Origin of the sequence: Pseudoalteromonas sp. PA2MD11 (genome assembly GCF_017808125.1) — a bacterium.
Taxonomy (GTDB): domain Bacteria; phylum Pseudomonadota; class Gammaproteobacteria; order Enterobacterales; family Alteromonadaceae; genus Pseudoalteromonas; species Pseudoalteromonas simplex.
The window spans coordinates 190,672-208,881 of sequence record NZ_JADKNF010000005.1; the positions used below are offsets into that span (position 1 = coordinate 190,672).

An 18,210-nucleotide genomic window follows, 5' to 3' on the forward strand; every position below is an offset into this window, starting at 1 on the left:
GTTTTATAGCTTATTGTTTTGGAAGACTTTTATTTTTCAGTTAGCCTTTGAGAAGCTTAAACTTTGTAAAAACTGCATTAGGTTGAAAAACTTACAAGGAATATGTAATGACAAATTCTGTGTTAAAAACTGAACTTGCGATTATTCAAGCGCCGATGGCGGGTGTGCAAAATGCCAAACTGGCAGTCGCTGTGTGTGAAGCTGGAGGGCTTGGTTCTTTACCTTGCGCTATGCTTTCGGCTGAGCAACTAGTCTCAGAGCTTGATTACATTAGTCAGCATACGGACAAGCCGTACAACCTTAATTTCTTTTGTCATCAAACCCCTGACTATACCCTGGCTCAGCAAACGGCTTGGCATAATCTGCTTACACCTTATTTTGATGAGTTTGCTGTCGATGTCTCACAATTTACCCGTAATGCTTCGCGCCAGCCAATTAATCAACAAATAATAGATATTATCGCACCTTACACGCCTGCCGTTGTAAGCTTTCATTTTGGTCTGCCCAGTAAAGAGATTGTTTCTCAGATTAAAGCGTGGGGCGGGGCTGTTCTTTCATCAGCCACAACGTTAGATGAAGCGCGCTGGTTACAAGCAAATGGTGCTGATGCGGTTATTGCACAAGGGATTGAAGCAGGCGGTCACCGAGGTCATTTTTTATCGATGGATTTATCGCTGCAACCAATCACTGCGCAATTAGTGCGCGAATGTGTAGAGCTTGATATACCCGTTATTGCAGCAGGTGGAATTTGCACAGCAGAAGATGTAGCGCACTATCAAGCATTAGGTGTCGCAGCAGTGCAGGTAGGGAGCGCTTACTTACTTTGTGAAGAAGCGACAACAAGTGCTTTACATCGTGAAGTATTAAAAACAGCTGCACTAAACTCAACCGAATTGACGACCTTATTCTCTGGTCGCCCGGCACGAGGAATACGCAACAGAGTGATGCAAGAGTTAGGCGTGATGCCAGAGCAAGCGCCGCCTTTTCCGTATGCGTCTATTGCGATGACCGCATTACGTGCAAAAGCTGAAGCCAAAGGCGATAGTGGTTTTTCACCACTTTGGTGTGGTGAGCGCTTTATTGTTAGAGAAGGTATAAACGCTCAGCAAATTACTGAGCTACTAATGCAAGGTTGGCAATCTTGACAGATACCCAGTTACTCCCGCTCGGTGATAGTTACCATCAGCTAGCCTGTGAATTTCGTAACAAACTTGCAGAGCAATGCGCTATAAAGCGGTACGCTAAAGGTGATATTTTATTACAGCAAGGCGATGAGCAAGATGCGGGTTACTTAATTATATCAGGGGTGCTTGGTGCATTACATGCATCATCGCAAGGCACACAAAAGTGTAAAGAGTTTTACTTTCAAGATGAGTTTGCACTGCTTTATGGTAACTGGTTAACTAAAACCCCTGCGCTCTATCAACTCAAAGTAATACGTGATGCTGAGCTTATTAAGGTGCCTTTGGTTTTATTTGATAGTACTGACTGGCAAGCAATTAAATATCAATTAATTAGTCAGCAATTATTGTTTAAAGAAGCAAAAGAAGCGTTTTTATTACTCAATACGCCAGAGCAACGTTATCAATATTTATTAGATCAAAAACCGCACTGGCTTGAGCAATTAAGCTTAAACGATGTTGCTATGTATTTAGGGATTTCAGCGATTTCTTTATCGCGAATTAGACGGCGTCTTAACTTAAGTTAAGGCGCAGCAAAACAGTGAACATTACACTGCTGATTTTTCAGGAGTCGTTATGTTTATTTTATCTCAGTGCTTAGTTGCCATTGCCACATTACTCGATTTGGCTTCTTTTCAGTTTAAACAAAGACAAGCTATTTTAGCTTGTTTGTTTAGCTCAGTATTACTGACATCAGTGCATTTTATGCTGCTTGATAATTTCAGTGCTGCAAGCTTAATGCTGATTGCCGCCCTACGTTATGGCTATTGTATTTTTGCGCGCAAAACTTGGGTGATGATAGCGTTTATGCTTTTGAGTATTAGCGCAGTACTATTAACGTTGCATAGCTGGGTTAGCTTTATCGCACTGGCAGCAACGTTAATGCAAACCTATGCTTCATTCCAAGGCAAAGATTTTACCTTACGCCTGTTGATGATTGTCGGCACTGTGTGCTGGATAGTTCACAATTTATTAGCGTTTTCACCATTAGCAGTGGTAATGGAAACAGTGTTTTTAATAAGTAATTTAGTGGGCTTATGGCGCTTTTATGCTAACCCTAAGCCCGCTTAAATTTTATTTAAGACTTACCTAGCATGCGGCTCAGCATGCCATCTTTGTCAACAAACTGGTGTTTAAGTGCAGCAGCAACGTGTAAGGCTAAAATCACCACGATAATGAGCACTGAACTGTGGTGCACAAAGCTGCCTGCATCTGCAAGCCAAGGTGTTTTTTCTGGTGCGCTCAATAGCTCAAACTTAAAGAAGCTAATTGCACGACCGCCCGCATAGCTCATGATAAATCCAGATAACGGCATAACTAGGGTCGCAAGTAATAATAAGCCATGAATGAGGTGAGCAATTACGGTTTGCCATTTAGGCATGTCAGATGTTGCAGGTAATGCGCCTTCTTTTATGCGCCAAACAAGCCTTGCGATGGCAAAAACTAATACTACTAAGCCCATTGATTTATGCCATCCCATATAAGTAAATTTAGCGGGTGGCTCGGCAAAATCAGCAACATAAATGCCCATCGCAAATACGCCGATAAACAAAATGGCAACGATCCAATGTAAAAGGATGGTTGGCTTAGAAAGGGCAGCCACTTTACTCTTGGTTGACTCTCATAATTGGCTTTAATTATAAGTATAGACTGCCCCAATGGCTGAGGGTTGCGTAAAGTAATGTAAAAAACTTAAAGAGTGTCAGCAATCAGCTTTAATAAAAAGGTCTCGCGCTGAATCGATAAGCCCTGCTTTTCACTCATTGCCATTGTGGTTTCGTTGTGTGCGATGGCATCAAATATATTCACCCACTTAGGTTGCATGCCATTTTGCACTTCGTAGTGCTCCATTTTTGGGTCAGCAAATTCATCGCTTATTTCACAAAAGTAGCAATAAGATTTGATATGAACACAGTCAAAGTCGTCTTTGTACCAAGGTCTGATTTCTTCGTATAAGCCTAGTGACTGCTTTATTTGAATTTGTTGTGCACCTGTTTCTTCATGAAGTTCTCGCAGGAGCCCTTGCTCAATACTTTCGCCTTTATCAACCCCGCCACCCGGTAAACTGTAGTCATCATAACGAGCGGTATACAAAAGCAGTACTTGCTCGCCTTTTAATACGACGGCGCGAGCAGTGTTACGAATAAATACAGTGCCGTAGTCGCTTCCTAAACTTGGGTGGATAACTTTTCTTAATAACTTCATATGATTACAACTTAATATAAGTACAGCTCAGCTTAATATTGAGTAGGCAATAATAACCCGTTTCTAGTATTTTTCTCACTTTTTACCCTAAAGTGGAACTAAATGCAGTAATATGGTCGTAATTTGAATTCAATTAATATCTAACGCGCTTTATTTTATTTTTATTGGAACTAAGCGTAGAATGATTAAAAAAGCTTATGGAATAAATATGTTAAACGTACTTTTAGTTGATGATGACAGTGAGTTTAGTGATGTAGTTTGTCACATTGTTGAGTTCCTCGGGCACAATATAAATACCGCAGCGAACCTTGCTGAAGCTGAGCAATGGTTTGAAAACAACACGTTTGACCATGTTTTTTTAGATTTTATGTTGCCAGATGGCAGCGGTCTACATTTGCTTGAGCACTTAAAAGCAATCGGTCAATCGCCTCGTGTTACGTTAATTTCAGGGCACCCTTCAGTAAAGGGTAAGTTGGCTGAAATGTGTGAGCCTAATGTTGGTCACCTAGTCAAACCACTACAACGAGAAGATATAGAACGGGTACTCAACCCGAAAAAAGCAAGCCCTAAGAAAAAAGCAACGCCAGCTATAAAGCGCCACTTTGGCACCTTAATTGGTGAATCTGAGGTGATGCAAAAGCTTTACACTATGATTGAGCGTGTTGCAGCAACTTCTGCCAATGTAATGTTGATGGGTGAAAGTGGTGCTGGTAAAGAAGTGGTTGCTCAGGCAATTCACAACGCCACTGAGTGTGATGGTCCTTTAGTAGCAACTAACTGTGGTGCATTTTCTAAAGAGCTGATTGGTAGCGAACTTTTCGGCCATGAAAAGGGCGCATTTACAGGCGCTATTGCACGTAAAGAGGGGGTGTTTGAGCAAGCTGCTGGTGGTACTTTGTTTTTAGATGAAGTGACAGAAATGCCCATTGATATGCAGCCAAACTTACTACGTGTACTCGAAAGTAAAAAAGTAACTCGAGTGGGTGGAACCAAAGAGCAAGCGGTAAATTGCCGCGTTATTTCTGCAACCAACCGCACCTTGACCGACCTTGCGCAAAATAATGTTATTCGTGAAGACATTTACTTTCGTTTAGCGGTATTCCCTATTGATATTCCACCGCTTCGTGAGCGCAAAGAAGATATTCCATTGCTTGCCAATGCCTTTTTAGAGCAGCTTAATGATGAAAACGGCACCGACTTTAAATGGCAAGCAGCGCAAATCAAAGAACTTGAGGCACATGATTGGCCTGGTAACGTGCGTGAACTTCGCCATGCTATACACCGTGCCTTTATCATGAGTGACCCTAAAGGCTCCGTTATTACTTTACCTGATTCGTTAGAATCACCGTTTTCTAAAGTGAATAAAGAGAGTCAAGCAAACCAAGTTGTTGCAGGGCAAACCATTGAAGAAGTTGAAAAAGAATTGATCCACGCGACTTTAGATAAAGTACAAGGTAATAAGACTATTGCTGCGCAAATGCTGGGGATCAGTACGAAAACACTTTATAACCGTTTAAATGCTTATGGGGGCATTGGCGAATACAAATAACTAAGGATAGCTATGAGTAACAACGAGTCTTTACGAAAAATGGTGCACGATGCTCGTGCGCCACTTAACCGTATTTCAATGAATGCAGAGTTAGTTAAGCTCGTATTAGAAAATGATATGCCTAAGCAAAAAGCGCTCGAGGCATTAGATAAAATAATTACAAACTGTCAGCAGTGCAGTGAACACTTACAAGAAATAAGTGACACTCACGCAGCAGATTGAGCACTCATTGATTGGGAAGCAAATGCAAAAACAAAAAGGAAAAATAGCGGTCAGTTGGGCTGGCTTTATTGCCGTGGTGCTGTGTATCGTGGTGGCGAATGCTTTTTTAGCCCTCAATAGCATTCGCTCTCTAACAGAAACACAAAGTAGTCTTGATAATACTAACTCACTTAATACTGCAATAGAGCGGCTGCATTTATCTGTAGTACAGGCTGAGTCAGGTCAGCGAGGTTATCTTCTTAGTGACCGAGAAGATTATTTACTGCCTTATAATGATGCAATCGCTTCAATGCAGGCGCAGATCATGCTTGTGAAAAGTTTGCACTCAGAAATTGAAGGTCAAGCAGACCGCATTGCTCGTTTAATACATTTGGTAAACGACAAAGTGGCGGTAATGACTAAAACAACTGATCTGGCCCTTGCAAATAAAGATGTTAAGGCTCGACGTTTATTATTAACAGACCAAGGTCGAGAACTATATAAAGAGATTCGTTCCGCGGTTGATGAAATTCAAATGCGAGAGCTCAACTTCAAAATAGAGCAGTTTGCAAAGCTCTCACAAATTAAAAACGAAGCGAAGTTAACATTTGCGATTACTGCAGTGACAAGTGCTTTACTGCTTATTGGTATGTTTGTGTTAACTCGTATTAATTTACGAAACCAAGCGGAGTATCGAGATGAGCTTGAAAAGCAAAATGAAAGCCTGGCGGCAAAAGTAGCAGAGCGAACCCAAGAACTTACCATTTATTCGGATGAGTTAAGTCGCTCTAATAGAGAGCTGGAAGATTTTGCCTTCGTAGCAAGCCATGACTTACAGGAGCCACTACGTAAAATTCAAGCCTTCAGTGACCGCCTTGAAAAGATGTTTAAAGATGAGCTAGGTGAAAAAGGTATCGACTATATAAGCCGGATGAAAAATGCGGCGCAGCGTATGTCTAATTTAATCAATGACCTGCTTGAGTTCTCACGGGTAACCACTCGTGGTAAGGACTTTGTTGATACAGATTTGAATGAAGTCGTTGCAGAGGTACTTGATGATCTTGAAATCGCAATAAAAGAATCTGAGACCACGGTTAACCTCGATACCTTACCGCATATTCAAGCAGACCCGAGTCAAATGCTACAGTTGTTCTTAAACATTCTGTCGAATGCAGTAAAGTTTAGACGTGAGAATGTTGCGCCTGTGATTGATATTGCATATCAGCGAATTTCAGAGTTTAGCGAAGTTCATCACACTGATGTAGAGTGGGAAGTTATTACAATTTCAGATAACGGAATCGGCTTTTCAGAAGAATATCTAGAAAAAATATTTGTTCCGTTCCAGCGGTTACATGGTCGTTCGCAATACAAAGGCACAGGCATAGGACTATCGGTTTGTCGCCGTATTGTGGAGCGTCATGGTGGAGAAATAACGGCAAGTAGTCGCGTTGGTGAGGGTGCAAGCTTCACTCTTAAATTACCCGTGGAAACATCGCTTTTCACACTAAAAGGAGAGGCGTAATGCCACTTAATAAAGTTAAACCAATAACCATTTTAATGGCTGATGACGACGAAGATGATCGTTTATTAACCCAAGATGCATTGGCCGAAAGCCGTGTATTAAACGAGCTGTTTTTTGTTGAAGACGGTGTAGAACTGCTTGAATACCTTGAGCGTAAAGGCAAATTTAGTGAAAAAGAAAGCTCACCGCGCCCGGGCTTGATTTTACTCGATTTGAATATGCCGCGTATGGACGGTCGTGAAGCTTTACAAGCAATCAAAGCTAACCCTAACTTGAAGGGTATTCCGGTGGTGATTTTAACTACATCAAAACAAGAAGAAGATATGGTTAAAGGCTACGACTTAGGGGCTGCATCATACATTACTAAGCCAGTTACTTTTGAAGGTTTAGTCGAGTTAATGCAAACATTAGGGAAATACTGGGTAGAGTTTGTAGAGCTGCCAACACCACAGAACGATTAATTCCAATTTGCGATAATATTTTATTAAGCAAATTGCTATAAGGAATAAGAATGTTAGATAAGGTAACCCGATTACTCTTAGTAGAAGACGACGAAGACGATTATATTCTTACTTGCGACTACCTAGAGCAATTAGGTTCCCATACATTCGATGTTGAGTGGTTAAGTTGCCCTGAACAGGCCATCAGTGTGCTGAGCGAAAACAAGCATGATATTTGTTTGTTAGATTATCGTTTAGGTGCCTCTGATGGTTTAGAAGTGCTAAAACGGGCCGTTGATAATGGTTTTCGCGGTCCGATTATCATGCTTACCGGGCAATCAGATGAAGCACTCGATTCTGCAGCGCTTGATGCCGGTGCGGTTGATTACCTTGTTAAAAGCGAGATGAACTCTAGCCGCTTTGCCCGCGCTATTCGTTATGCGTTAGCACGACGAGATGTTGAAGATGAGCGTGTTGAACGCTTAAAAGCTGAAGCAGAAAACCGTTCTAAAGACCGTTTTTTGGCGCATTTAAGCCATGAGTTACGTACGCCCCTGTCATCCATCTTGGGTTATACCGAGTTGCTAATGCAAAGCGGTAAGAACCAGCATGCTCAAAACGAGCTGGGTGTGATTTACCGAAATGGTAAGCATCTACTGAGCTTACTTAATGACGTGCTCGACCTATCAAAAATTGCTGCTGATAAACTTGAGCTCAATTGCAGTGATGTCAATTTAGATAGCCTAATGGCGGACGTATATACCTTAATGCGCGTCTCAGCGGTTGATAAAGGCTTAACACTTAAATTTGAATCTCAGCAAGCCTTACCTTTAGTTGTCAACACAGATGCGACGCGGTTACGCCAAATCCTAATTAACATTATCAACAATGCAATTAAGTTTACTAACCAAGGCGAGATCACAGTGCGTGCTTGGACTGCTTGGGTTAATGAGCGGGAAATGCTGTTTTTTAGCATTAAAGACACAGGCCTGGGTATTGCCCCTGAAAAACAAGCACTGATCTTTAAGCCATTTGAACAAATTGCCGATGTAGAATCCCGTGATGTGGGTGGAGCAGGGCTTGGCCTCGCCATTTGTTCTGAGCTACTTAGCCGCATGCAAGGCTCTATTGAGCTTGAATCAACGCAAGGCGTAGGCTCTGAATTTACCCTTTCGATTTACCCGGGCAACATTCGAGATGTTGAGCGCCAAGTACTGCGTTTTGATTCAAACCCAGATTGCCAACAAAAATTAGCCACCCTAGAAACCAGTGGTCGGGTATTAGTTGTTGACGATTTAAAAGATTTACGCAATCTCGTTGGTCATATGATCACCATGACCGGTGCTGAAGTGGAATACGCAGAGCACGGTAAACAGGCCATTGAGAAAGTCGCTAGTGCAGAACAAGCGGGTAAGCCTTTTGATATTGTATTTATTGACTTGCATATGCCGGTTATGGGCGGTAAAGAAGCCACTATTGAACTTCGTAAAATGGGTTATCAAGGGCCAATTATCGCGCTTACTGCAGCCACTATGAAAGGGGTGAAAACAGAGTTAAGTGCACTTGGTTTTAACGATATGATTGCCAAGCCGGTTGATTCTGGGTTGCTTTACCAAGTGCTTAATCATTATATTTGCGAAGGCAATACTGCACCTGTGGTTGAGCAAGACGACAGCCCTGAAATGACCAACCAAAGCACGCGTTATTTATTGGTTGAAGACGACAGTGATGCGGCACAGATTACCCAATTATTGCTTGAAAGCTTAGGTGTTGAAACTGTCATAGCGCCAAGTTGTGCCGCTTGTCTTGAGACACTTAGTGACGACCAAAATTTTGCTAAAGTATTACTCGATATGCATTTGCCTGATGGTGGAGGGCTAGATTTAGCAAAAGAAATTAAACAGCGCCATCCCGACTTAAAATTAGTCATTGTAAGTGGCGCCGAACCAGAGCCAGAAAGAATTAAACAACTTGATATAGAACAAGTGCTGTTAAAACCGATTAACCTTGGCTTGTTATCCGAACTTATTGCTGACTAATTGAATGCCTGACTACAAGTTCAGGTTCAAATAGCGTTTGTAACGGCGGTGTTTGTTTTTGATAAACTTGGTTTAATACCCAGTCAGCAGCCATGCGACCCATTTCATTTATGGGGTAATTAATGGTGGTTAATTGTGGGTAAACGTGACGGGTGAAAAACACGTTATCGTAGCCCATAATCGACAATTGCTTAGGTAACGTTAGCCCTAAATCGCGTGCGCTTGCCATGGCGCCTACTGCCATTTCATCATTAGCACAGATAAGCGCCGTGAATGGATGCGTTTGTTGATGAAGCGCTTTTAACCCCTCATAACCGCTCGCTTCCATGAAATCACCTTGAAATAATAGGTTTTCATCAAACTCAAGGTTAAACTCAGCCAGCGCTTGTTTGTGGCCTTCTAGGCGGTCTTTGGCATCTTGCTTCCAAGCTGGTCCACTGATGTAGGCAATGTCTTTATGACCTTGCTCTAACACATGCTTCGCCGCTAAATAGCCGCCTTTAATATTATTAAGCAAAATGCAGCGGTCACTGAGTTCGCTGATATAGCGGTTGATTAGTACAAACGGAGTACGGCCTTTGCTAAGTTTAATTAGGTAGTCGTCGCTGACAGCTTCAACATGCAAAATAAGCGCATCGCAGTTACGGCTAATTAAAAATTCAATCCCTTGTTTTTCGCGTTCTTCTTCACTGTGACCCGCAGCAATAATCAGATGTTTGCCTTGGTTACGAAAGGTATTTTCAATGCCGCTCATCATAGGCCCGTAAAACGGACCCTGTAATTCAGAGACCAGTAGACCAACACTGTTCGAGCAATTTGATGCCAGTGACTGAGCAATTGAGTTAGGTCTATAGCCAAGCTCATCCATTGCGGCAGTGACCTTTTTACGTGTTGCATCACTGACATTTGCATTGTTGTTCATTACTCGCGAAACGGTTGCAAGAGAAACGCCTGCAAGTTTCGACACCTCGTAAATGGTGGCCATGTTATTCCTTTTTAAACAAAGTTATGGATGCTTTTTTAACGATAAATCGGCACTGATCCGCTCAACCGTTTGATTATCAAGAATATACCTTTTCATGATAAATGCGACAAGCATACTACCTATTGCTGGGTAAAGGGTAAATGAAATTAAGATACCCGAGAGCGTGTGTTCACTGAGTTCGGTATTGGCTTCATAGCCATAAAATGCCAATAACCAACCTGCAATGGCACCGCCAAGAGCAAGGCCAAGCTTAATAAAAAAGACCACGCTTGCATAGACTAGGCCTGTTAGCCTTTCACCGGTTTTCCATTGCCCATAATCTATGGTGTCGGCCATTTTTGCCCACAGTAACGGAGTTGCCATTTGCGTGAAAAAACACCACAAAAAGTACACCGCAAAGGCAAGTGCAAGTTGTTCGCCCGGCAACCAAAATGCCACGCAACTAATTGCCGCAGAGATGTATTGCAAACGAATATAGGCGGTTTTCTTATCAACGCGTTTACTGAGTGGGTTTGCACAGGCACAGCCCAGAATATTACCTATCATGCCGATGGTAACAAAGTAGGTGACCAACTCGGCTTCACCAAGTACATATTTTACATAGTAAATGGCAAGGGTGGTGCGCAGTACCATACTGGTTAACAACATAAATGCAGCAAAGCACAATACTTTAAATGGGCCATTTTGCCATAGCGTGTTCATGCGAGTTTTCCAGCTCAACGATGAGCTGTTATGCGCCGCTACGCGCTCTTTGGTAAAGCGAAAACAAATTAAGAATAAGATCACACCTAAGCCGCTCATCAGGGCCATAGTGAGTTGGTAGCCTGTAGCGTTATCACCTTTGCCAAGCCAGTTTACCAAAGGCAAAGTACAGGCACTGACAATTAAGCCGCCCAGCATACCAAACACAAAGCGATAAGATTGAATGGATACTCGCTCTTTAGGGTCGCCACTTAATACCCCTCCTAACGCTGAGTAAGGAATGTTAATCGCGGTGTACACCAGCATCAGCAAAGTGTAAGTGACAAAGGCGTAAATGACTTTGCCTGACTCAGGTAGATCTGGTGTGGTGAAGGTGATCATGCTGATCACCCCAAATGGTAAAGCGAGCCAGAGTAAGTAGGGGCGATAGCTTCCCCACCTAGTGCGAGTTGAATCGGTTAAGGCTCCCATTAATGGGTCGGTGATGGCATCAACGACTCTCACCACCAAAAACAAGGTGCCAACAATCGCGGGTGAAATACCAAAGATATCAGTATAGAAAAAAGTTAAAAATAACATCACCGTTTGAAAGATGATATTACTTGCTGTGTCGCCTAATCCGTAGGCTATTTTTTCTCTTTTTGTCAGCATGTGTGTTCTCGATTGTTGTTATTTTTATCGCTGTTTGAGTAGCGCGCGATATTGTTTTGCGCTTTCTTTTAAAATGCGTTGTTGGCTTTGGTAGTCAATATAAACTAACCCAAAGCGCTTTTCGTAGCCATAGGCCCACTCAAAGTTGTCCATTAAGCTCCACGCAAAGTAGCCTTGAATATCGACGCCTTGGCGAATTGCATCACACACTGCATTTAAATGAGTGTGATAATAATCTACGCGTTCTATGTCGTTCACTTCACCATTTTCTAATGTATCGGCCATGGCTGCGCCATTTTCGGTAATGTACATTTTTGGTAAATCATATTGCTGATGCAATGATACTAAAAGCTCAGTTAAGCCTTGAGGATAAACTTCCCAGCCCATATCGGTAACACGAACATCCGCAAGGTTTGCTTCTTCAAACCAGCCATCAGCGGTATTTTTGTAGTGTATGCGGGTATAATAGTTAACGCCAATAAAGTCGACGGCTTGACGAATAATTGCCATATCGCCAGCAATAATAATTGGTTTAACTTCATCTGCTAAATCATCCATTAAAGAGGGGTAAGCACCTTCTAAAACCGCTTTGATATACCATTGATTGTGGTATTGATCAGCAAGCTCTGCGGCTTTTTTATCATCTTCGGTTAAAGGATACGTTGGGCTGAAGTTTAATACGATACCTGCTTCTGTGCTTGGGCAGTTTTTACGTAATACTTGCATAGCAAGGCCGTGGGCGAGTAGTAAGTGGTGCGCTGCTTGTCGGCCAGCTTGTTGTGATTTTATGCCAGGTGCATGTACACCCACTTCATAGCCTAAATAAGCGCTACAAAATGGTTCGTTCAAGGTGGCGAATGAATCAACCAAATGCCCTAAATGTTGAGTAACAAGTTCGGCATAGTCTTTAAATTTATAGGCTGTTTCGCGATTTAACCAGCCGCCATTATCTTCAAGGTATTGAGGTAAATCCCAGTGATATAAGGTGACATAGGTTTTAATGTTACGCGCTTTTAAAGCCGTTAATAACTGAACATAAAACGCCATACCTTGCTCGTTAACCGAGCCATCTTGCTGCATGACCCTTGGCCACGAAATAGATAAGCGGTAAGCATCGACAGCCAAATCTGCAATCATCTCGACATCTTGCTGCCAACGTGCAACATGGTCACAAGCTACATCGCCATGGCTTTGGTCAGCAATAGCGCCAGGCTTTTCGCAAAATGTATCCCAGATACAATCAAGGCGCTTATCGCGTGCCCCTTCAATCTGGAATGAAGCTGTTGCCACACCAAACGTGAACTCGGGCTTGAGTAAAGATGAATCTGGTAACAGTGAAATTGATTTATACACAGTAGATACTCGTCCTTCGGGTTAAGTGTAAGGCTTGGTAAATTAGAGCTTAGACTCAGTTGTAAGCGCTTACAATTTTTCTGCAAATAAATTGCTAAATATGATTTATATGTTATAAATGTAAGCGCTTACATTTAATGTTGCAACATATTTCGCTATTTGCTGTTAGTGATTAAGTATTAAATCTTGCTGTAACAAACTGATAAATATAATTAACTAGAGAAGAAAATTATGGCTCATGTTTCAACCCCTGTGTCGGCTGCTGTAAGCCAAGCAGATATGCCTAAGCAGCACTTTGCGCTGGCATCATTGACCACATTATTTTTTATGTGGGGATTCATAACCTGTCTGAATGACATTTTAATCCCTTATTTAAAAGGTATGTTTTCACTTAACTATACGCAGGCTATGCTCATTCAATTTTGCTTCTTTGGTGCGTATTTTGTGATGTCGATCCCTGCTGGAAAGTTGGTCAGTCGTATTGGCTACCAGTTTGGTATCGTGGTTGGCTTAGTGGTCGCAGCCGTGGGGTGTGCACTGTTTTACCCCGCTGCGGTTGCCCATGTGTATGAGTTATTTTTATTGGCTTTGTTTGTACTTGCCTCGGGTATCACGATTTTGCAAGTATCTGCCAATCCTTATGTAAGTGTACTTGGTCCGCAAAAAACGGCGTCTTCGCGTTTGACTATGACACAAGCATTTAACTCGTTAGGAACCACGGTTGCGCCAATTTTTGGTGGTTGGTTAATTCTATCTGAGGTTAGTCAAGCCACCGCAGAAGAAGTGAAACTCCCTTATTTAATGTTGTCGTTAAGCTTGTTGGTACTTGCGGTTATCTTTGCATTTTTAAAACTGCCAAAACTAGGTAAAGAAAGTGATAGCGAAGCGGCACATCAAGATTTAGAAGATTTTGTTGATTTAGGCAGTGTTTGGCGTTACCGCCACCTCATTTTAGGTGCTGTAGGTATTTTTGTGTATGTAGGCGCAGAGGTGGCGATTGGTAGCTTTTTGGTGGGCTTTTTGACCCTAGATAACATTGCTGGTTTACCAGAAAATGAAGCTGCGCATTATATTAGCTACTACTTTGCAGGAGCCATGGTTGGCCGTTTTATTGGTGCAGTTGTAATGCAGAAATTTAATGCAGGCAAGGTGTTGGCATGCCATGGCTTGTTGGCGGTATTGTTAGTATTGATTGCTATGACGGGTGAGGGCAGCCTTGCTATGTGGGCAATTTTGCTTGTGGGATTATGTAACTCGATTATGTTCCCAACCATTTTTAGCCTTGCTTTACACGGCCTTGGCAAATACACCTCAAAAGGCTCAGGCATTTTATGTTTAGCGATTGTAGGGGGAGCGATTATTCCATTACTACAAGGCGTATTAGCAGATTCTATTGGCGTGCAAATGGCGTTATTCTTACCAATCGCCTGTTATTTATATATTACTTACTTTGCGCTGGTTGGCTCAAAAGTATCAACTCAGACTTCATAGGTGCAAAAAATGAAATTGAAAAAAACATTCACTCTCTGTTCGTTAATGATGGCAAGCGTCAGCATGCTAGGTTGTACTGGACAAGATAAGGTGACCAACGTGAGCACTGAGCAAGAAATTTGGCCAAATATCGAAACGGGCATTGCAGCAAATCCAGAAATGGAAGCACAAATTGCGAAAATGTTGGCAAATATGACCCTTGAGCAAAAAATTGCGCAAATGATCCAGCCAGAAATTCGCGATATAACCGTTGAAGATATGCGTAAATACGGCTTTGGTTCTTACCTTAATGGCGGTGGCGCATTCCCTAATAATGATAAACATGCCAGCGCTGCAGATTGGATTGATCTTGCTGAAAAAATGTATCAAGCCTCAATTGATGATTCGCTCGATGGCAGCTCAATTCCGACTATGTGGGGTACCGATGCCGTGCATGGTCACAATAACGTAATTGGTGCGACATTATTTCCACATAACATTGGTTTAGGTGCAACAAACAACCCTGAGTTAATTGAAAAAATTGCCGCCGCTACCGCGCAAGAAGTGATGGTAACTGGTATCGACTGGGTATTTGCACCAACTGTGGCTGTTGTTCGTGACGACCGTTGGGGCCGAACTTATGAAGGCTATTCTGAAGACCCTGAAATTGTAAAAGCGTATTCAGCAGCCATTGTTAAGGGGTTGCAAGGTGCGGTTGATGACGACTTTTTATCTGATAAACGTGTGATCAGTACGGTTAAACACTTTTTAGGTGATGGCGGCACAGAAGGCGGTGATGACCAAGGTAATAACACGGCATCTGAGCAAGAGTTATTTGATATTCATGCGCAAGGTTATGTAGGCGGCTTAGGTGCGGGGGCGCAAACCGTAATGGCGTCATTCAACAGCTGGAATGGTGAAAAAATTCATGGCAGTAAATACCTACTTACCGACGTGCTAAAAGATAAAATGGGTTTTGATGGTTTTGTTGTTGGTGACTGGAACGGCCACGGTCAAATTCCGGGTTGTACTAATGGCAACTGCGCGCAGGCTGCAAATGCGGGTCTTGATGTGTACATGGTACCAACAGATGCATGGAAACCACTTTACGAAAACCTTATTAAGCAAGTTAAAAGTGGCGAAATAGCACAAAGCCGCATCGATGATGCAGTAACACGTATCTTACGTGTAAAAATGCGCGCTGGTTTGTTTGATAAGCCAAGCCCTGCTAAGCGTCCGCTTTCAGGTAAAACAGAGATCATTGGTAGTGCAGAACATCGCGCAGTTGCAAAACAAGCAGTCCGTGAATCACTGGTACTACTGAAAAATAAACAACAGTTGTTACCGCTATCAGCAAATGCAAATGTATTAGTTGCCGGCCAGGGCGCAGATAACATTGGTATGCAGTCAGGTGGTTGGACAATCACATGGCAGGGTACAGGTAACGAAAATAGTGACTTCCCGGGTGGTTCTTCAATTTTTGATGGCATCAAAAATACAGTTGAGCAAGCAGGAGGTCAGGTTCAATACAATGTGAATGGCGAATTTGAATCTAAGCCAGATGTCGCGATTGTGGTGTTTGGTGAACAGCCGTATGCAGAAGGTAATGGTGATTTAGATAACCTTGAATACCAACGTGGTAATAAAACTGATTTAGCCCTGCTTAAAAAGCTAAAAGATGCCGATATTCCTGTGGTGTCGCTATTTATTAGTGGCCGCCCAATGTGGGTGAATGCAGAGCTGAATGCCAGTGATGCGTTTGTCGCAACATGGTTACCAGGGAGTGAAGGTGATGCAATCAGCGATGTTATCTTTAAAAAGCAAGATGGCTCTATCAATCATGACTTTAAAGGTAAGTTGTCTTTCTCATGGCCAAACAACCCGGTAGGTAACCAAAACCGTGGTGATAAAGACTACTCGCCACTGCTGCCTTATGGTTTTGGTTTAACTTACCAAGATAAAAATACATTAGCAGATGACCTTAGCGAAAAATCACAAGTTGCCGCTAAATTAGAAGACTTAGTACTATTTGAACGTGCCGTAAAAGCACCGTGGTCACTGCAACTACAAAGTGGTTCTGAGCAACAAGCCATGACCAGTAGCCGTGCAGCCCTTAACGCTGTTAGCGTAAAAACCTTTGATAAAGACGTACAAGAAGATGCGCGCGCAATCAGCTTTAATGGTAAAGAAGCGGCTGCGGTTCGTTTAATGGCTGCGTTCCCATCGGATTTACGTTCATACGTTGAAAAAGCGGGTCAACTGCAAATGCAGATTAAGGTAGACCAAGCTGCTGATGCGCCGCTAATGCTGGGTATGCAATGTGGTGAAAACTGTGACGGCCAATTTGATATTAGCAAACAGGTTAGAGCAGCAAATGATTGGCAAACGCTAACCGTAGATTTGAGCTGCTTTGCAGAGCAAGGTGTGCAGCTTGGGCAAGTATTCTCGCCTTGGCAATTAGCCACTGAAGGTGCATGGCAAGTATCAATTGCTAAACTATCAGTAACGAGCGCGCACACCGAGGACGCAACAATCTCATGTCAGTAAAATCGTATGCTGTTATCTTGCTAACAGGTGCGCTTAGTGCCTGTCAGCAAAGCCCAGCGCCTTCAAAGTCAGCCTAGGAGAAGGCTGGCAGTTAGTTTGGAAAGATGACAAAGTGTTGATTTTACGGGTTATCCTAAGCAAATGCTGGTGGACTACGTACGTGTTTTTCAATGTAGTAAAAATAGTGAAACAGGTATCGGCTGTGCAACAACACAGCCATCAGCAGCACTAATAAAGGGTAAGAACAATCCGCAATAGTACTTATTTAAGCGGATTGGTGTCAGTGAATTATGAACCAAGAGCCTGCAGATGCTTCGCCGAACTCGTTGCATCCGCTGGCTTTTGGTTCATTCTATCGGTTGAGTTTTTGTAGTAATAGTTGTCTTATTTTTCTGGCCGTTAGTTCGTCGATATCCGCTAATATCCCTTGCGCAGGCTCAGCAACGTGGCTTGCTAAATCCACATCATTAGCAAACACATAATGATTAAAGAGTTGCTGCCATTTTTGTTTATGCTCGTTTGGCAAGTCTTTAATTGCCAGCATACTGTGCAGCATGGCATCAAATGGGTTTGCTAAATACTCTGGGGCTTGTCGCCACCAATAGTTCACCAACACATTAAACGGACTGGTTGCGTTAACCTGATGCCACCAAAGCGCTGGAATATAAATAGCATCGCCAGGGCCAAGAGTTGCCGATTGCGCCTTTGCTACAGCCTCTTTAAAACGTGGAAAGCGGCTGAAATCGGGGTTATTAAAATCAACCAAGCTAATCGCTTGCCCAGCGGGTGTAAATTCGAGTGGACCAACGTAAAGGTTATTGACCTGATCAGTTGGCAATAGAGTAAACGTACGCTCACCCGCAGCAACACAAGCTAGGTTATCGGCATTGTCATAGTGAGCCGCAATCTGACTATGATTTCCCACCCAGAGGCTGGTTAGGCAGTTATAATCGGTCACTGTTAATGGGTTTTCAACACTAAAGCCCGGAGCGCAATACTCCACAGCAGTAGAGCCCATATACAGTGAATCACTGTCGGTTTGTGTGAGTAAATGTGCTAATTTTTGCAGTACAGAAACTAAGTTATCGGCGTGCTGTGAGAAATTAAGCCCTGAGAAATCAGCGTTATAAAAATAGCGTCCCTGATGAATCGCTTGGCTGCTAAAACTGCGTACTGGGGCGTTATTGGCAAGCCCTAAAAGGTAGTCTAAGGCGTTTTTAGAACCTTGTTTAGCGGCAATGACTTGGGGCCAATCAACGCAGAGATCTCTTATGACCAGTGGCTCAGTTAGCTCAGCTAAAAACACTTTTAGATCAGCAATGCTTGCAGCCTGGCATTCTTTTATTGGCGCAGCCGTAAACATTA

General features: G+C 42.7%; 16 protein-coding genes. 10 read left to right on the plus strand and 6 right to left on the minus strand.

The window, feature by feature from the left end; all coding sequences use genetic code 11:
- The first annotated feature begins 107 nt into the window (after positions 1 to 107).
- Genes ISP07_RS08440 through ISP07_RS08450 form a run of 3 tightly spaced genes read left to right on the plus strand, consistent with a single transcriptional unit; the run spans position 108 to position 2,252 of the window.
- Entirely contained in the window at positions 108 to 1,145 is a 1,038-nt protein-coding gene (locus tag ISP07_RS08440; RefSeq protein ID WP_209327358.1) for an NAD(P)H-dependent flavin oxidoreductase, read from the plus strand.
- Positions 1,142 to 1,708 (plus strand): Crp/Fnr family transcriptional regulator, encoded by a 567-nt coding sequence (locus ISP07_RS08445; RefSeq protein WP_209327359.1) that lies wholly within the window; start codon positions 1,142 to 1,144, stop codon positions 1,706 to 1,708. Before ISP07_RS08440 ends, ISP07_RS08445 begins: the two co-directional genes overlap by 4 nt.
- Before the next feature lie 49 nt (positions 1,709 to 1,757).
- Complete coding sequence (locus ISP07_RS08450) at positions 1,758 to 2,252, plus strand: YgjV family protein (protein ID WP_054552615.1); 495 nt, start codon at positions 1,758 to 1,760, stop codon at positions 2,250 to 2,252.
- A gap of 7 nt (positions 2,253 to 2,259) precedes the next feature.
- On the opposite strand, the gene ISP07_RS08455 is transcribed toward ISP07_RS08450, so the two are convergent.
- Positions 2,260 to 2,784, minus strand: coding sequence for a cytochrome b (locus ISP07_RS08455; RefSeq protein ID WP_324616118.1), 525 nt, complete (start codon positions 2,782 to 2,784; stop codon positions 2,260 to 2,262).
- An 89-nt stretch (positions 2,785 to 2,873) separates the two neighbouring features.
- Positions 2,874 to 3,386, minus strand: coding sequence for an NUDIX hydrolase (locus tag ISP07_RS08460; RefSeq protein ID WP_209327360.1), 513 nt, complete (start codon positions 3,384 to 3,386; stop codon positions 2,874 to 2,876).
- A gap of 208 nt (positions 3,387 to 3,594) precedes the next feature.
- On the opposite strand from ISP07_RS08460, the gene ISP07_RS08465 reads away from it, so the two are divergent.
- From ISP07_RS08465 to ISP07_RS08485, 5 genes are read left to right on the plus strand one after another with little or no spacing between them, the layout of a single operon-like run.
- Positions 3,595 to 4,935: a sigma-54-dependent transcriptional regulator gene (locus ISP07_RS08465; RefSeq protein WP_054552612.1), complete on the plus strand. Its 1,341-nt coding sequence runs from the start codon at positions 3,595 to 3,597 to the stop codon at positions 4,933 to 4,935.
- A gap of 12 nt (positions 4,936 to 4,947) precedes the next feature.
- Positions 4,948 to 5,157: a histidine kinase gene (locus tag ISP07_RS08470; RefSeq protein ID WP_054552611.1), complete on the plus strand. Its 210-nt coding sequence runs from the start codon at positions 4,948 to 4,950 to the stop codon at positions 5,155 to 5,157.
- 22 nt (positions 5,158 to 5,179) lie between these two features.
- The gene (locus ISP07_RS08475; protein ID WP_209327361.1) at positions 5,180 to 6,658 is read left to right on the plus strand and encodes a sensor histidine kinase; all 1,479 of its coding nucleotides are present in this window, start codon (positions 5,180 to 5,182) and stop codon (positions 6,656 to 6,658) included.
- On the plus strand, positions 6,658 to 7,119 hold the full coding sequence (locus ISP07_RS08480; RefSeq protein WP_054552609.1) for a response regulator: 462 nt from the start codon (positions 6,658 to 6,660) through the stop codon (positions 7,117 to 7,119). The genes ISP07_RS08475 and ISP07_RS08480 overlap by 1 nt, the downstream gene beginning before the upstream one ends.
- Positions 7,120 to 7,169: 50 nt before the next feature.
- On the plus strand, positions 7,170 to 9,137 hold the full coding sequence (locus tag ISP07_RS08485; RefSeq protein WP_209327362.1) for a response regulator: 1,968 nt from the start codon (positions 7,170 to 7,172) through the stop codon (positions 9,135 to 9,137).
- On the opposite strand, the gene ISP07_RS08490 is transcribed toward ISP07_RS08485, so the two are convergent.
- Genes ISP07_RS08490 through ISP07_RS08500 form a run of 3 tightly spaced genes read right to left on the minus strand, consistent with a single transcriptional unit; the run spans position 9,124 to position 12,828 of the window.
- A complete protein-coding gene (locus tag ISP07_RS08490) occupies positions 9,124 to 10,122 on the minus strand; it encodes a LacI family DNA-binding transcriptional regulator (protein ID WP_209327363.1) in 999 nt (332 codons plus the stop codon). The genes ISP07_RS08485 and ISP07_RS08490 overlap by 14 nt on opposite strands.
- 21 nt (positions 10,123 to 10,143) lie before the next feature.
- On the minus strand, positions 10,144 to 11,475 hold the full coding sequence (locus ISP07_RS08495) for a glycoside-pentoside-hexuronide (GPH):cation symporter (protein ID WP_209327364.1): 1,332 nt from the start codon (positions 11,473 to 11,475) through the stop codon (positions 10,144 to 10,146).
- A 24-nt stretch (positions 11,476 to 11,499) separates the two neighbouring features.
- A complete protein-coding gene (locus ISP07_RS08500; protein WP_138616051.1) occupies positions 11,500 to 12,828 on the minus strand; it encodes a GH1 family beta-glucosidase in 1,329 nt (442 codons plus the stop codon).
- 231 nt (positions 12,829 to 13,059) lie between these two features.
- Between ISP07_RS08500 and ISP07_RS08505 the strand changes: the two genes are divergently transcribed.
- Positions 13,060 to 14,319, plus strand: coding sequence for a sugar MFS transporter (locus tag ISP07_RS08505; RefSeq protein WP_209327365.1), 1,260 nt, complete (start codon positions 13,060 to 13,062; stop codon positions 14,317 to 14,319).
- 63 nt (positions 14,320 to 14,382) lie between these two features.
- A complete protein-coding gene (locus ISP07_RS08510; RefSeq protein ID WP_420706836.1) occupies positions 14,383 to 16,845 on the plus strand; it encodes a glycoside hydrolase family 3 protein in 2,463 nt (820 codons plus the stop codon).
- A gap of 352 nt (positions 16,846 to 17,197) precedes the next feature.
- Here the strand turns inward: ISP07_RS08510 and ISP07_RS08515 are convergent, their stop codons facing one another.
- A complete protein-coding gene (locus ISP07_RS08515) occupies positions 17,198 to 18,208 on the minus strand; it encodes a cupin-like domain-containing protein (RefSeq protein WP_209327367.1) in 1,011 nt (336 codons plus the stop codon).
- Positions 18,209 to 18,210 lie beyond the last annotated feature (2 nt).

Excerpts from the sequence above, each read along its gene's own strand:
- ISP07_RS08460 (WP_209327360.1), bottom strand. The coding sequence starts at position 3,386 with ATGAAGTTATTAAGAAAAGTTATCCACCCAAGTTTAGGAAGCGACTAC.
- ISP07_RS08480 (WP_054552609.1), top strand. The coding sequence starts at position 6,658 with ATGCCACTTAATAAAGTTAAACCAATAACCATTTTAATGGCTGATGAC.
- ISP07_RS08495 (WP_209327364.1), bottom strand. The coding sequence starts at position 11,475 with ATGCTGACAAAAAGAGAAAAAATAGCCTACGGATTAGGCGACACAGCA.
- ISP07_RS08475 (WP_209327361.1), top strand. The coding sequence starts at position 5,180 with ATGCAAAAACAAAAAGGAAAAATAGCGGTCAGTTGGGCTGGCTTTATT.
- ISP07_RS08490 (WP_209327363.1), bottom strand. The coding sequence starts at position 10,122 with ATGGCCACCATTTACGAGGTGTCGAAACTTGCAGGCGTTTCTCTTGCA.
- ISP07_RS08450 (WP_054552615.1), top strand. The coding sequence starts at position 1,758 with ATGTTTATTTTATCTCAGTGCTTAGTTGCCATTGCCACATTACTCGAT.
- ISP07_RS08440 (WP_209327358.1), top strand. The coding sequence starts at position 108 with ATGACAAATTCTGTGTTAAAAACTGAACTTGCGATTATTCAAGCGCCG.
- ISP07_RS08485 (WP_209327362.1), top strand. The coding sequence starts at position 7,170 with ATGTTAGATAAGGTAACCCGATTACTCTTAGTAGAAGACGACGAAGAC.
- ISP07_RS08515 (WP_209327367.1), bottom strand. The coding sequence starts at position 18,208 with ATGTTTACGGCTGCGCCAATAAAAGAATGCCAGGCTGCAAGCATTGCT.
- ISP07_RS08465 (WP_054552612.1), top strand. The coding sequence starts at position 3,595 with ATGTTAAACGTACTTTTAGTTGATGATGACAGTGAGTTTAGTGATGTA.
- ISP07_RS08470 (WP_054552611.1), top strand. The coding sequence starts at position 4,948 with ATGAGTAACAACGAGTCTTTACGAAAAATGGTGCACGATGCTCGTGCG.
- ISP07_RS08510 (WP_420706836.1), top strand. The coding sequence starts at position 14,383 with ATGCTAGGTTGTACTGGACAAGATAAGGTGACCAACGTGAGCACTGAG.
- ISP07_RS08505 (WP_209327365.1), top strand. The coding sequence starts at position 13,060 with ATGGCTCATGTTTCAACCCCTGTGTCGGCTGCTGTAAGCCAAGCAGAT.